The organism is Streptomyces sp. NPDC127190, assembly GCF_042672505.1.
In the GTDB taxonomy this organism is placed as follows: Bacteria; Actinomycetota; Actinomycetes; order Streptomycetales; family Streptomycetaceae; genus Streptomyces.
Window position 1 is genome coordinate 17,068 of sequence record NZ_JBHXVE010000013.1, and the last position, 12,859, is coordinate 29,926.

11 protein-coding genes are annotated in these 12,859 nt (G+C 70.2%); 5 read left to right on the plus strand and 6 right to left on the minus strand.

All coding sequences use genetic code 11. The features are described from left to right. Positions 1-235: 235 nt before the first annotated feature. The 4 genes from modA to ACFVIU_RS20670 form a co-directional block, all read right to left on the minus strand. Entirely contained in the window at positions 236-1,051 is an 816-nt protein-coding gene (gene modA / locus ACFVIU_RS20655; RefSeq protein WP_385844122.1) for a molybdate ABC transporter substrate-binding protein, read from the minus strand. Between the two features lie 238 nt (positions 1,052-1,289). Continuing rightward, the gene (locus ACFVIU_RS20660) at positions 1,290-1,685 is read right to left on the minus strand and encodes a molybdopterin-binding protein (protein ID WP_385844123.1); all 396 of its coding nucleotides are present in this window, start codon (positions 1,683-1,685) and stop codon (positions 1,290-1,292) included. Between the two features lie 101 nt (positions 1,686-1,786). Further along, on the minus strand, positions 1,787-3,745 hold the full coding sequence (locus tag ACFVIU_RS20665) for an amino acid transporter (protein ID WP_385844124.1): 1,959 nt from the start codon (positions 3,743-3,745) through the stop codon (positions 1,787-1,789). Between the two features lie 420 nt (positions 3,746-4,165). Continuing rightward, positions 4,166-4,696, minus strand: coding sequence for a universal stress protein (locus ACFVIU_RS20670; RefSeq protein WP_385844125.1), 531 nt, complete (start codon positions 4,694-4,696; stop codon positions 4,166-4,168). 436 nt (positions 4,697-5,132) lie between these two features. Here ACFVIU_RS20670 and ACFVIU_RS20675 point away from each other — a divergent pair, with 436 nt between their 5' ends. Genes ACFVIU_RS20675 through ACFVIU_RS20690 form a run of 4 tightly spaced genes read left to right on the plus strand, consistent with a single transcriptional unit; the run spans position 5,133 to position 9,377 of the window. Then, positions 5,133-6,425: an extracellular solute-binding protein gene (locus tag ACFVIU_RS20675; protein WP_385844126.1), complete on the plus strand. Its 1,293-nt coding sequence runs from the start codon at positions 5,133-5,135 to the stop codon at positions 6,423-6,425. 38 nt (positions 6,426-6,463) lie between these two features. Further along, positions 6,464-7,462: a carbohydrate ABC transporter permease gene (locus tag ACFVIU_RS20680; protein ID WP_385844127.1), complete on the plus strand. Its 999-nt coding sequence runs from the start codon at positions 6,464-6,466 to the stop codon at positions 7,460-7,462. Then, on the plus strand, positions 7,459-8,289 hold the full coding sequence (locus tag ACFVIU_RS20685) for a carbohydrate ABC transporter permease (protein ID WP_385844128.1): 831 nt from the start codon (positions 7,459-7,461) through the stop codon (positions 8,287-8,289). The genes ACFVIU_RS20680 and ACFVIU_RS20685 overlap by 4 nt, the downstream gene beginning before the upstream one ends. Before the next feature lie 29 nt (positions 8,290-8,318). After that, positions 8,319-9,377, plus strand: coding sequence for an endo-1,4-beta-xylanase (locus ACFVIU_RS20690; RefSeq protein WP_385844129.1), 1,059 nt, complete (start codon positions 8,319-8,321; stop codon positions 9,375-9,377). 57 nt (positions 9,378-9,434) lie between these two features. Here the strand turns inward: ACFVIU_RS20690 and ACFVIU_RS20695 are convergent, their stop codons facing one another. Next, on the minus strand, positions 9,435-9,641 hold the full coding sequence (locus tag ACFVIU_RS20695; protein WP_061918215.1) for a DUF5999 family protein: 207 nt from the start codon (positions 9,639-9,641) through the stop codon (positions 9,435-9,437). Between the two features lie 323 nt (positions 9,642-9,964). Further along, a complete protein-coding gene (locus tag ACFVIU_RS20700; RefSeq protein ID WP_385844130.1) occupies positions 9,965-10,567 on the minus strand; it encodes a hypothetical protein in 603 nt (200 codons plus the stop codon). Between the two features lie 567 nt (positions 10,568-11,134). Here ACFVIU_RS20700 and ACFVIU_RS20705 point away from each other — a divergent pair. Then, positions 11,135-12,652 carry a glutamate--cysteine ligase gene (locus tag ACFVIU_RS20705; protein ID WP_385844131.1) on the plus strand — a complete coding sequence of 506 codons (1,518 nt, stop codon included), beginning with the start codon at positions 11,135-11,137 and terminating at the stop codon, positions 12,650-12,652. Positions 12,653-12,859 lie beyond the last annotated feature (207 nt).

A 12,859-nucleotide genomic window follows, 5' to 3' on the forward strand; every position in this document is an offset into this window, starting at 1 on the left:
GCCCCCAGGTATGCAGCTGTGCACAGACGCCGTCGGGGGGGGCGGGCCCCGCCGCGCCCCCCCCCCCACGGGGGGGCGCGCGCCCGCGGGGGCCCCCCCCCGGGGGGGGGGCCGCGAGGCGGTGGCGGGGCCCGCGCCCCCGCCCGCCCCCCGGCGCGCCCCCCGGTCCCCCCGGGGCGGCGCCACGGCCGGCCCGTGCGGGGGCCGGCCGGGGCACCGGGCTGGTCGAGCGAGGTCATGGCTTGAGGAACCCGGCCTGGCTCAGCACCTTCTGGCCCTCGGCGGACCGCACGAGGGCGATGAACGCCTTGGCGGCCTGGGCGTTCTGTCCGTTCTTCAGCGGTGCGATCGGGTATTCGTTGACGGCCTGGGCGGACTCGGGGAACTCCACGCCCTCCACCTTGTCACCCGCGGCCTTCACATCGGTCTGGTACACCACCGCGGCGTCGGCCTCCTTCAGCTCCACCTTGGTCAGGGCGGCCTTGACGTCCTGCTCGTACGAGACCGGGGTGAGCTTGAGCTTGGCGGCGTCCAGGGCCTTCTGGGCGGCCGCGCCGCACGGCACGGTCTTGTCGCACAGGACGACCTTCAGGCCCGACGTGGTGAGGTCCTTCAGGGAGGACACCTTCTGCGGGTTGCCCGGCAGGGTGGCGATCTCCAGCTTGTTGCGCACGAAGGTGGCCGGGGTGCCGGCCGCGTCCTTCTTGGCCGTCACGATCGCCATGGTCTTGGGGCTGGCGGCGGCGAAGACGTCCGCCGGGGCGCCACCGGTGATGCTGGCGGCGAGGGTGTCGCTGCCGCCGAAGTTGAAGCTGACCTTGGTGCCCGGGTGCTGCTGTTCGAACTCCTTGCCCAGGGTCGTGAAGCTCTCCTTCAGGGAGGCGGCCGCGAACACGGTGACGGTGCCGGACAGCTTTCCGGAGGAGGGCTCGTCCGAGGTGCCGGTGGTGGACTTGGACGAGGAGGAGCAGGCGCTGAGGGCCAGCAGGGCGGCGGCTCCAGCGCCGGCCACCTTCAGCATTCGCCTGGTCCGGCGCACGGAACGGGTCATCACGATCTACTCCTCGGATCTCGGTACACACGTCGCGCCCTGCCACGGCCGAGCCCCGGCCGTGCCCGGATCATACTTCCGCATCTGCCAGGGTTAAGTCTTCTGTCGCATCGCATGAGCTGAGCGGTCCCGGCTTGTAGCTTGCATATGCGGTTGTACGGAGTGGTCGTCACGAGAGGTGGAGGTGCCGAGCGGGGCGCCACGTGCGCGTAGGGGAGGGGGGAGGAGGAAGAAGGCGTCAGGTGCGGTCGATGTGCACGTTCGTGGACTTCACGCGTGCCGTGGCCTCCATGCCGACCTCCAGGCCGAGTTCCTCCACGGCCTCCCGGGTGAGCAGGGAGACCAGCCGGTGCGGGCCCGCCTGGATCTCCACCTGGGCGGCGACGTCGCCCAGCTTGATCGCGGTGACGATGCCGGGGAAGGCGTTGCGCACGGAGGTGTGGGAGACGTCCTCCTCGCCGCCGCCCGTCCTGGCCAGCTCGACGGAGAACGCGGCGAGGTCCCTGCCGTCGATGAGGCGCCGCCCGGCCTCGTCGCGATGGGTGGTCATCCGGCCCGCGTCGGCCCAGCGGCGGGCGGTGTCCGGGCTCACGCCGAGGAGCCGCGCGGCCTGGCCGATCGTGTACGACTGCATGCCGGTCACGATAGGGCCCGAGGCGGCGAACCGCGGAATGCCGAAAGGGGCCGGGGGCCTGCTGCCCCGGCCCCTTGGCGCCGGCTCGGATCGGGTCCGGCTCAGCCGGTGTGGACGCGGGGGCGGCGTACCCGGTCCGGTTCCGCCTCGCGCAGCACCTCTCGGGTGACGGGGGCGACCTCGCCCTGGCCGAAGAGGAAGAAGCGCAGGAAGTTGGCGAAGGGGTTGCCCTCGGTCCACTCGAAGTAGATGTGCGGGGTGCAGCCGGTCATGTCCCGGGCGTGCAGCAGGAGGGCGGCCAGGGCGTTGGGGATGGAGGCGGACTCCAGGGTCAGCACGCGGTAGCGGCCGTGCAGGACCTCGCCGCGGACCGTCAGGCCGGCCTCGAACTCGGACGGGTCGGTGACCGTGACCTCGACGAAGACGAAGTCCTCCTGCTCGGGCATGTCGTTGTCGGCGCGGATCTGCTCGACCTTGTCGCGGTACTCGGCCTTGTCGCGGTGGCCGGGCTGGTTGGCGATGAGCCGTATCTTCCGGCTGGCCATGTCCCGGATGAATCGTTCCGCCATCGGGTCGAGCGTCACGCTGGTCACGCGCAGCTCGAAGGCGCGGGCGAGCCGGGACACGAACGAGACCAGCATGATGCCGACGATGAAGCAGGCACCGATCTTCACGCCGTCCGGGCGTTCGATGACGTTGACGACCGTCACGTAGAGCATGACGGCGGCCACGACCGAGAAGGCGATGAACGAGTGGCGCTGCCCCGCCTTTCGGGCGGCGATGGTCACGGCGATGGCTGCGGAGGACATCAGGACGAGCACGCCGGTGGCGTAGGCGCCGCCCTGTTTGTCGACATTGGCGTCGAAGGCCCAGGTGACGAGGAAGGCGACCAGGGTGAAGACGAGGACCATCGGGCGTACCGCGCGGGCCCAGTGCGGGGCCATGCCGTAGCGGGGCAGGTAACGCGGCATGAGGTTGAGGAGCCCGGCCATCGCCGAGGCACCCGCGAACCACAGGATGGCGATCGTGGAGAGGTCGTAGACCGTGCCGAACGCGCCGCCGAGGTATTCGTGCGCGAGGTAGGCGAGGGCGCGGCCGTTGGCCGGGCCGCCGGCCTTGAAGTCGTCGGCGGGGATGAGGACGGTGGTGATGAAGCTGGTGGTGATCAGGAAGACGCTCATGATGAGCGCGGCGGCCGTGAGCAGCTTCTTGGTGTCGCGGATGCGGCCCGTGGGCTTTTCCTCGGTGTCGTCCGGGTCGCCCTGGACATGGGGCATGACGGCGACGCCGGTCTCGAAACCGGACAGACCGAGGGCGAGTTTGGGGAAGACCAGCAGGGAGACGCCGATCATCGCGAAGATGCTGCCGTGCTGGGCGGTGAGCGCGTTGGCCCAGTCGGTGACCACGTGCTGGGCGGTCAGCACATGCCAGAAGCCGACGGCCACGACCACGGCGTTGAGCGCGAGGTAGGTGACCACGAGGGCGACCGCGACCCCGATCGCCTCCAGGAAGCCCTTGAGGAAGACCGCGCCGAGCAGCGCCACCAGCAGCAGGGTGATCAGCATCTTGTGGCTGTGCAGCGCGCTGGTCAGATGGGGGTTCTCCACCAGGTGGGTGGAGGCGTCGGCGGCGGAGAGGGTGATGGTGATCAGGAAGTCGGTGGCCGCGAACCCCAGCAGCGTCAGGACGAACAGCTTGCCCTGCCAGAAGGAGAGCAGCCGCTCCAGCATGGCGATGGAACCCTCGCCGTGCGGGCTCTCCTCCGCGACCCGGCGGTAGACCGGCAGCGCGCCCGCCAGGGTGACGATCACCAGCACCACGGTCGCCACCGGCGACAGCAGCCCGGCCGCCAGGGCGGCGATGCCGGGCTGGTAGCCGAGGGTGGAGAAGTAGTCCACGCCGGTCAGGCACATCACCCGGTACCAGCGCTGGCCCTGGTGCGGGGGCGTCGGCTCGGCGTGTGGACCGGTGTGCGCGCCGTGCTTGCCCATGTCGGACAGGCCCTCCAGCATCCAGGTGCGCAACCGGCTGGTACTGGGAGGGTGTTCGGTGGTCGCCATCGGCGTGCTCCTGAAGTGCAGCTCAGCTGTTTCCGGCCGTCCTGCGGTCGGCCGGATCAGCGTAAGCGGAGAGTGATGCTCAGGCCCCTGAATCCCGGCCCGGGAGGCGTCAATCTTGCGTTAAGAATGGCCCCGGGGTGCACGTGACGCGGCGAAGAGGGTGCGGGGCTCGCGTCGAAAGGGTGAGGTCACGGCGCGGAGGCGAGGCCGGAGAGGGAGCGGGGCGGGGCCCGGTGGGACAGGCGCCGGGGGCGACCACCCTGCGTTATGTTCTGGGTCACATCCGGGGGTCCGGTGTGGCCTGGCCGGTGTCTCCATCCGTCTCCTCCTGGCGCGATAGGTCCGGTAGCCGCGATAGGCGCGATAGCGGTGTCCGGTGCTCAGCCAGCTCTTGGTGGTCCTGCTGACCAGCCCCCCTGTTCACAGTCCCCGGGTGTCCATCCGCAGGTGCCATGTGTTTCTGCGGTGGACCGCGAGGAGGTCGGACTGGAGGGGGGAGGGCGGTACCGCCAGCACCGGGCAGGTCGCGTGGGACAGGCAGTGGCGGGGGACCCGGCCCGAGAAGGCGCGGCGCAGGCCGCGCCGCCCCGCGCCCACGACCAGGACGTCGTCCTCGCGGTCGGCGGTCGCCACCAGCGCCGGGCCCGGCGCTCCCCGGACGATGACGGCGCACATCGGCACCCCGGGACCCGTCGCGCCGAAGATCTCCTCGAGCACCGAGGCCAGTCGCCGGCGGGCCAGCCGCTGCCACTCCTCGACCGGCAGGTCCGCGCCCGGGCAGCGGCGGGTGGCGGGATCTCCGCCGGGTGGCTCCCAGGCCAGCACCGGCCAGAGTTCGGCCCCCAGCCGGCGGGCGAGTGCGGTGGCCCGGCGCAGGGCCGTGACGCTGCCGAGGGAGCCGCTCACGCCGACCACCACTCGCGGGGTCGCGGAGGCGTCGTAACCGGACATGATCCACCGTCCTCGCGGGCGCCCGCGGTCGACGCTCGTGGGCATGCCCGCCTGCGAGGCCCTTGTTCCCTTCCTTCCATCCCACCCCCTCGGCGGGAAATCGACCAGCCGGGCGAGGCCCGCTCCGCGCCCGGCGGCGGCGTCGTAGTCGAAACTTTCGGTCCGGTGCGACGGGTGCAGCTCCGGCTGGGGTGCAGGGACCGGCGGCGGCCTTGTCATCCCGGGCTTCCGTCCCGGTCCGGCGGGCCCGGAGCCGCCCTCGGCGCACGACCGGTGACACCCCTGAGGCAAACCGAGTGCTGCCTGCTCCTGCGTAACACCTTGACGCTTATCACCTGCCTTCCTAGAGTCCGGGTTCGGAACGTTCGGGATTTTCTTCGAATGTTTCGGACAGCACTTCCTGAAGCAACTCCGAAAGTTTCCGAAGGAGCGCAAGATGGGCGACCCTGCACTGTCCCGCCGCGGCTTTCTGGCGGCCTCCGTCGCCGCCGGTGTCGGGATGACCGCACTCAGCGGCTGTGGCGGCGGCTCGGACGGGGGGTCGTCCTCGGGGACGACCACGATCGAGTGGTGGAACATCTCGACCACGCAGCCGACCAAGACCGTCTGGGCCAATCTCGCCAAGAAGTTCGAGGCACAGAACCCCAAGATCAAGGTGAAGATCGTCCAGCTGGAGAACGACGCCTACAAGTCGAAGATGACCGCGCTCATCGCCTCCGGGAAGCTGCCGGACATCTTCCACACCTGGGGCGGCGGCGTGCTGAAGCAGCAGGTCGAGGCGGGCCTGGTCGAGGACCTCACGGACCGGACGAAGGACTTCTCCGCCGGCCTGCTGCCGGTGGCCAAGCAGCCGTACCTCGTCGAGGACAAGCTCTACGGCATCCCGTTCGACATCGGCATGGTCGGCTTCTGGTACAACAAGTCGCTCTTCAAGAAGGCCGGCATCACCGCGCCCCCGACCACCTGGAGCGGCTTCCTCGACGCCGTACGGAAGCTGAAGTCGGCCGGCATCACCCCGATCGCCCTCGCGGGCAAGGAGAAGTGGCCCGGCATGTACTACTGGGCCTACCTCTCGATGCGCGCCGCCGGGGCCGACGCCCTCCAGAAGGCCGCCGACGCCAAGGACTTCACCGGCGCCGGCTTCGTCGAGGCGGGCCGGCACCTGAAGGAGCTGGTCGACCTCCAGCCCTTCCAGAAGGGCTACCTCGGCGCCGCCTACTCCACGCCCACCGGCCAGGCCGCCGCGGTCGGCAACGGCAAGGCCGCGATGGAGCTGATGGGCCAGTGGGCGCCGATCGTGGAGGCCGACTCGGGCAAGGGACTCGGCGCCGATCTCGGCTTCTTCCCCTTCCCCGAGGTCGAGGGCGGCCAGGGGAAGATCACCGAGGTGTTCGGCGGAGGCGGCGGCCACGCGCTGCGCAAGGGTGCCCCGCAGGCCGCCTACGACTTCCTGAAGTTCTTCGCCTCCGAGACCACCGACCGGGAACTGGTCAAGAAGACGGGCACGCTGCCGGTCGTCCCGGCCGCCGAGAGCGTGCTCACCGACCGCAACCTCAAGGCCGTACAGGCCCAGTTGAAGGCCGCCACCGGCTTCCAGCTCTACCTGGACCAGGCCTATGTGCCCGCCGTCGGCCAGGAGGTCAACGACAGTGTGGCCGCGCTGATCGCCGGCTCGAAGTCGCCCGAGCAGGTCACGCAGTCCATCACGCAGGCCGCGAAGGAAGCGTGAGGGCCGGCGATGACCTCCACCTACCTCCCGGACGGGCCATGACCTCCACCTACCTCCCGGACAAGCGGAGCGGTCCCGCCGCCGACCGGCTGCCCCCGGCCGCGCGCGCGGCGCGCGGCCGGTCCCGGCGACGGGCCCTGCACTGGCTCACCGCCGTGGGCCTGCAACTGCCCGCCCTCGTCCTGTTCGGCGTGCTGGTCCTGCTGCCGATCCTGTTCGCGCTGTACGCCTCCTTCTTCCGCTGGGGCGGCTTCGGGATGCCGTCCGACTACGCCGGCACCGAGAACTTCAGCCGCCTTTTCCAGGACCCGGTGTTCATCGGCGACCTGTGGCGCATGCTGCTGCTGGTCGGCCTGTCGCTGGTGCTGCAACTGCCGTTCGCGCTCGCCATGGCCGTGCTGCTCAACCAGAAGGTGCGCGGCCGTGCGGTCTACCGGATGCTGTTCTTCGCGCCGTACGTGCTGTCCGAGGCGATCACCGGCGTGCTGTTCAGCATGATCTTCGCGCCGGACGAGGGCTTTGCCGACCATGTGCTGAAGAGCATCGGCCTCGAGGGCCTCGGCGGCGAGTGGTTCTCCGGCACCTCCACCGTGCTGGCGACCCTCTTCCTGGTCATGATGTGGAAGTACTTCGGCTTCCACATGATGCTCTACCTGGCCGGACTCCAGGCGATCCCGGCCGAGTTGACCGAGGCGGCGACCGTCGACGGCGCGAATCCCTGGCAGCGCTTTTGGCACGTCACCCTGCCGCTGCTCGCGCCCACGCTGCGGATCAGCGTCTTCCTGGCCGTGATCGGATCGATCCAGCTCTTCGACCTGGTGTGGGTGGTCACCGCGGGCGGCCCCGACCACCACTCCGAGACCCTGGCCGTGACCATGTTCCAGTACGGCTTCAAGCGCTACCAGGTCGGCTACGCCAGTGCGATCAGCGTCGTCATGTTCGTGATCAGCCTGGTCTTCGCCCTTGCCTACCAGCGGTTCGTCCTGCGCCGCGATCTGGAGGGGGCCACCACGAACATGAGGGGAGCGCAAGGATGAGTGTCCGCCGCCGGGGTCGTACGCTGCCGCTGCACGTGGTGCTCGTCGCGGTCGGCGCCGTCATGGCCGTACCGCTGCTGTACGCGCTGCTGTCCGGCTTCAAGTCCACCGACCAGCTCTCCCGCAACCCGGTCGGGCTGCCGCACCCCTGGGTCTTCGCCAACTACGACGGCATCCTGAAGTCGGGGTCCTTCTGGCGGCTGGTCGGCAACAGCACACTGATCGCGGTCGGTACGACGGTCATCGTCGTCGCGGTCTCCGCGCTCGCCGCGTTCTCCTTCGCGCGGTTCGCCTTCCGCGGCCGGGAGCTGCTGTTCACGCTGTTCACGATGGGGCTGATGTTCCCCTTCGCGGTCGCGGCGCTGCCGTTGTTCCTGCTGCTGCGCTCGATGCACCTGCTGGACAACCCGCTGGGGGTGATCCTGCCGCAGGCCGCCTTCGGGCTGCCGATGACGATCATCATCCTGCGCGGCTTCTTCCGGCAGATCCCGGGCGAGCTGGAGGAGGCGGCCACCCTCGACGGCTGCGGGCCGCTCGGCTTCTTCTGGCGGGTGCTGCTGCCGATGGCCCGGCCCGCGCTCGGCACGGTGTCGGTGCTGGCCGTCGTCGCCAGCTGGAACAACTTCTTCCTGCCGCTGCTGGTGTTCACCGACAGCACCTGGTGGACCGTGCCGATCGGCGTCCAGCAGTTCCAGGGCCAGTACTCCTCCGACACCGCACGGGTCTTCGCCTACCTCGTGCTCGCCATGGTTCCGGCCCTCGCCTTCTACTCGGTCGCCGAGCGCCAGCTCGTCGGCGGCCTGACCGCCGGCGCCACCAAGGGCTGAACCCCCCTTCGACAGACAGGAACCGCACCATGCCCAGCAAGAGCACGCGTCTCAGACTGGCGGGCGTCCTCGCGGCCGCCCTCATGACCGCCGGGTTCGCCGCCCCCGCCGCCCAGGCCCATGAACGGCAGCCCACCCGGCAGCCCACCCTCGCCGACCTCGCCGAGCGCCACGGCCGCTACTTCGGCAGCGCCACCGACAACCCCGAACTCACCGACTCCGCCTACACGAAGATCCTCGGCAGCGAGTTCGACATGATCACACCCGGCAACGGCATGAAGTGGTACGCCACCGAGCCCCAGCAGGGTGTCTTCGACTGGAGTGCCGGCGACCAGATCGTCCGCCTCGCCCGCCACCACCACCAGCGGGTCCGCGCCCACACGCTGGTCTGGCACAGCCAGCTGCCCGACTGGCTGACCTCGAAGCAGTGGACGGCCACCGAACTGCGGGCCGTGCTGAAGAAGCACATCACCACCGAGGTACGGCACTACCGGGGCAAGGTGTACTCCTGGGACGTCGTCAACGAGGCGTTCAACGAGGACGGCACCTATCGCGAGACCATCTGGTACAAGACCCTCGGCCCCGGCTACATCGCCGACGCACTGCGCTGGGCCCACCAGGCGGACCCGCACGCCAAGCTCTACCTGAACGACTACAACATCGAGGCGATCGGCCCGAAGAGCGACGCCTACTACCGGCTCGTCAAGGACCTCAGGGCGCAGCGCGTCCCGCTCGACGGGATCGGCTTCCAGAGCCATCTGGCTCTCCAGTACGGCTATCCCACCACCGTGGAGGACAACCTCCGCCGCTTCTCCCATCTGGGCCTCGACACCGCGCTCACCGAGGTCGACGTGCGGATGCAACTGCCCGCGACCCAGGAGAAGCTGGCCGAGCAGGCGGACTGGTACCGGAACCTGACCAAGGCGTGCCTGGCCGTACACCGCTGTGTGGGCGTGACCATCTGGGACTACACCGACAAGTACTCCTGGATCCCCGCCGTGTTCCCGGGCGAGGGTGCGGCGCTGCCCTGGGACGAGCAGCTGAACCCCAAGCCCGCCTACCAGGCGCTGCGGGAGGCGCTGCGCTAGCCGGCCCAGAGGCGGCCCAGGGCGCCGGGCGGTACGGCGGTACCGCCCGGGTCGTGCTCAGGCCGCCGTCATCACCTGGTCCGCACCGAGCGGACGGTGCGGGGCGATGACCCGGCCGTCGGGCAGCAGCTCACCGGTGTCCTCGAAGAGCAGGACACCGTTGCACAGCAGGCTCCACCCCTGCTCCGGGTGGTGCGCCACGAGACGGGCGGACTCCCGGTCGGCGGATTCTGCTGGCGGGCACGGTGGCTGGTGCTGGCACATGGGCGGGATCTTTCGCTCTGTCTTGGTCATGTCCGTCCCCCGTCATGATGAGTCGGTCGGAACCCAGTGTTGCCCTCCGGGCGTCGATCCGCAGGCATTTGGCAGCACCGCTTCTCACAGGTTCAGGACGCGTCATCCGCGCGGACGGTTCAGTCCAACTGCACCGCCACTTCGGATGGTTTGCAGTGGTCACAAAGGGCTAGTCCGGACGGGAGCGAAGCCCTCCCCGCGGGTGCCGACGGGAGCTGCGGGCGCCGCCGGTGAAGACGGCCGTACCCCGCCGGCCGGGCGGACGGCGGGGTACGGATGCGGTGCGAGCGGGGTCAGGCCGCCGGGGAGTCGAGCGCCGGGGAGTCGAGCAGCGGCAGCCGGGTCATGCGACGGGTCAGCACCGGAAGCAGCTCGGCGACCCGGAAGGGGCGGTGCGCCGGGATGCCGGGCGGTGCCGGTGCGAGCGGGACGAGCAGATCGGTGGCGGCCGGGTGCCCGTCGGCGCCGTCGGCGGCGGGGTCACCGTGCAGCCACAGGGTGAGCATGTACAGGCCCGGTACCGACAACAGGCGTGCCTGGTACGGCTGTTGGAGCGCCTCGGCCTGGTGCAGCGCGCGCTCGGTGGAGGCGACGTACGGGCCCTCGAAGAAGTGCGAGAAGGCCCAGCCGTCCGGGGTCAGCATGGTGTCGGCCGCTGCCACCGCCCGGTCGCCGCAGCGGATCAGGAAGCGCCAGCCGGCCAGTCGGGTCGCCGACAGGCCCTGCACGGTGATCCGGTCCAGCACATGGACGGGCAGCGGGAGTTCGGGCGTCGTGGGTCCCTGTGCGGCGCGCAGGGACGGGGTGCGGGCCTCCTGGACCGCGGTGGGAGATCCGAGAGCGGCGAGGACGGAGCGCAGGGCAGGCGCGGGGGCAGGGGGAACGTGCAGCGGCATGTGGGTCGCCTCTCATTCGACAGGCGCGGCGGCGCGAGGAGGGTGGGGCGGACGGCGCTGTCTGCTCACGGAAGGCCGAAGGGATGGGGGCCCGGATCGGTGGACGAGGTGTGGCTCGGTCCGCCGCGCGTCGTGGTGACGGCGGGAGCACGGCAGGAACCAGGGACCGAGGGCGCCTACCTTCAGCCTTGTGGACGAAGTTTATACGACGCGTGTTCGGCTGTTGTTTCGTCTATATGATTCCGGCGGGCCTGGCAAGGTCTTAATCAGGCGTTGATTTGCGGGAATCATCCCGATTTCCCGGCCGGTCCCCTTCGCTGACCTCGGCATACGCACCGGTAACGTTCGGCCGAATGCCGTCGGTGTTTCTCACGAGGCGTTAGGGGAACACGGGGATGCAGGCTGACGCATGCCCCGTGAATGTGCCGCGGGGAACATTCCGACAGAGTAGCGGGTGCCGGGTTCCCGCGGGGCGTTATCTATCGCTTCCACTGGGCATCATCCCCCCTGCACCCGGGAGCCCGGCGGCCGGAACCCCGGGCCGCCCATCTGAGGAGGGACGCTTCGATGGGGGAGAAGGTCGTGGCGGGGCAGTTCGACCTGTCCGATCGCCAGCGCTACCGCGAAAAGCTCCAGAAGTGCCTCGCGGGACTGGAGCGACTGCTGCGGGAGAAGCGGTTCGACCGCCCCAAGAACCTTATGGGCGTGGAGATCGAATTGAATCTCGCGGGACCGGACGGCATGCCGAAAATGCTGAACGGGCAAGTACTGGAACGCATCGCGAGCCGGGATTTCCAGACAGAACTCGCCATGTTCAACCTGGAAGTCAACATAGCCCCACACCGATTGGGCGGCCGGGTATTCGACCGGCTCGCCGAGGAACTGCGCACCTCGCTCGCGTACGCCGACCGCAAGGCCGGTGAGGTCGACGCCGGCATCGTCATGATCGGCATCCTGCCCACCCTCGACCGGGACGACCTGGTCTCCTCCAACCTGTCCGAGGTCGACCGCTACACCCTGCTCAACGACCAGATCGTGGCCGCGCGCGGGGAGGACTTCCGGCTGGACATCGAGGGTGTGGAGCATCTGGTGTGCACCTCGAAGTCGATCGTCCCGGAGGCCGCCTGCACCTCGGTCCAGCTGCACCTCCAGGTCACCCCGGCCCGCTTCGCCGATGTGTGGAACGCGGCCCAGGTGGCCTCCGCCGCGCAGATCGCCGTCGGCGCGAACTCCCCGTTCCTCTTCGGGCACGAGCTGTGGCGCGAGTCCCGCCCGCCGCTGTTCCTCCAGTCCACCGACACCCGCCCGCCGGAACTCCAGGCGCAGGGGGTTCGGCCCCGGACCTGGTTCGGCGAGCGGTGGATCACCTCCGCATACGACCTGTTCGAGGAGAACCTGCGCTTCTTCCCGGCCCTGCTGCCGCTGTGCGACGACGAGGACCCGTCGGCGGTCCTCGACGCCGGCGGGGTGCCCCGGCTGTCCGAACTCGTCCTGCACAACGGCACGATCTACCGCTGGAACCGGCCCGTGTACGGCATCGCCGACGGCGTCCCGCACCTGCGGGTGGAGAACCGGGTCCTGCCGGCCGGGCCCACCATCACCGATGTGATCGCCAACGCGGCGTTCTACTACGGCCTGGTGCGCGCCCTCGCCGAGGAGTCCCGGCCGGTCTGGACCCGCCTCCCCTTCTCCGTGGCCGAGGTCAACTTCGACGCGGCCTGCCGGTACGGCATCGACGCGCGCTTCGTCTGGCCGCGCCGGGGACGGTACGGCGGGACCGGCGAGGTCGACGCGGTGACGCTGATCCGCGACGAGCTGCTGCCGATGGCCGAGGCCGGGCTGGCCGCGTGGGGTGTCGAGAGCGCCGACCGGGATCTCTACCTGGGCGTCATCGACGAACGCTGCCGACGCCGGGTCAACGGGGCCACCTGGCAGGCGGCCACCTTCCACCGGCTCCTGGAGCAGGGGCTGTCCCGCGAGGCCGCCCTGGCCGCGACCACCCGGCGCTATGCCGAGCTGATGCACGGGGGCGAGCCGGTGCACACCTGGCCGGTGGGCCTGCCGGAGCCGGTGCCCCTGGGCTGAGTGCGGTGCCGGCACGAGGGGTGCGGGCTGTCGGCGGACGGGTCGGGTCCGGGCTGTGGTGCGGGCCGTACTCCGGGTTGGGGTGCGGCCGGCACCGGGTGCCGGCGGCCGGTGTGCGCGGGTGGCGCCAGGGTGCGCGGGTGTGTTCCGGGTGCGGCCCGGTGCGTCGTCCTCGCCGCCGCTTCTGCGATCCTTGCGGGCAAGGTG

Coding starts and splice junctions, on each gene's coding strand:
- ACFVIU_RS20665 (WP_385844124.1), bottom strand. CDS start 3,745: ATGGCGACCACCGAACACCCTCCCAGTACCAGCCGGTTGCGCACCTGG.
- ACFVIU_RS20695 (WP_061918215.1), bottom strand. CDS start 9,641: ATGTGCCAGCACCAGCCACCGTGCCCGCCAGCAGAATCCGCCGACCGG.
- ACFVIU_RS20700 (WP_385844130.1), bottom strand. CDS start 10,567: ATGCCGCTGCACGTTCCCCCTGCCCCCGCGCCTGCCCTGCGCTCCGTC.
- ACFVIU_RS20680 (WP_385844127.1), top strand. CDS start 6,464: ATGACCTCCACCTACCTCCCGGACAAGCGGAGCGGTCCCGCCGCCGAC.
- ACFVIU_RS20670 (WP_385844125.1), bottom strand. CDS start 4,696: ATGTCCGGTTACGACGCCTCCGCGACCCCGCGAGTGGTGGTCGGCGTG.
- ACFVIU_RS20660 (WP_385844123.1), bottom strand. CDS start 1,685: ATGCAGTCGTACACGATCGGCCAGGCCGCGCGGCTCCTCGGCGTGAGC.
- modA (WP_385844122.1), bottom strand. CDS start 1,051: ATGACCCGTTCCGTGCGCCGGACCAGGCGAATGCTGAAGGTGGCCGGC.
- ACFVIU_RS20685 (WP_385844128.1), top strand. CDS start 7,459: ATGAGTGTCCGCCGCCGGGGTCGTACGCTGCCGCTGCACGTGGTGCTC.
- ACFVIU_RS20705 (WP_385844131.1), top strand. CDS start 11,135: ATGGGGGAGAAGGTCGTGGCGGGGCAGTTCGACCTGTCCGATCGCCAG.
- ACFVIU_RS20675 (WP_385844126.1), top strand. CDS start 5,133: ATGGGCGACCCTGCACTGTCCCGCCGCGGCTTTCTGGCGGCCTCCGTC.
- ACFVIU_RS20690 (WP_385844129.1), top strand. CDS start 8,319: ATGCCCAGCAAGAGCACGCGTCTCAGACTGGCGGGCGTCCTCGCGGCC.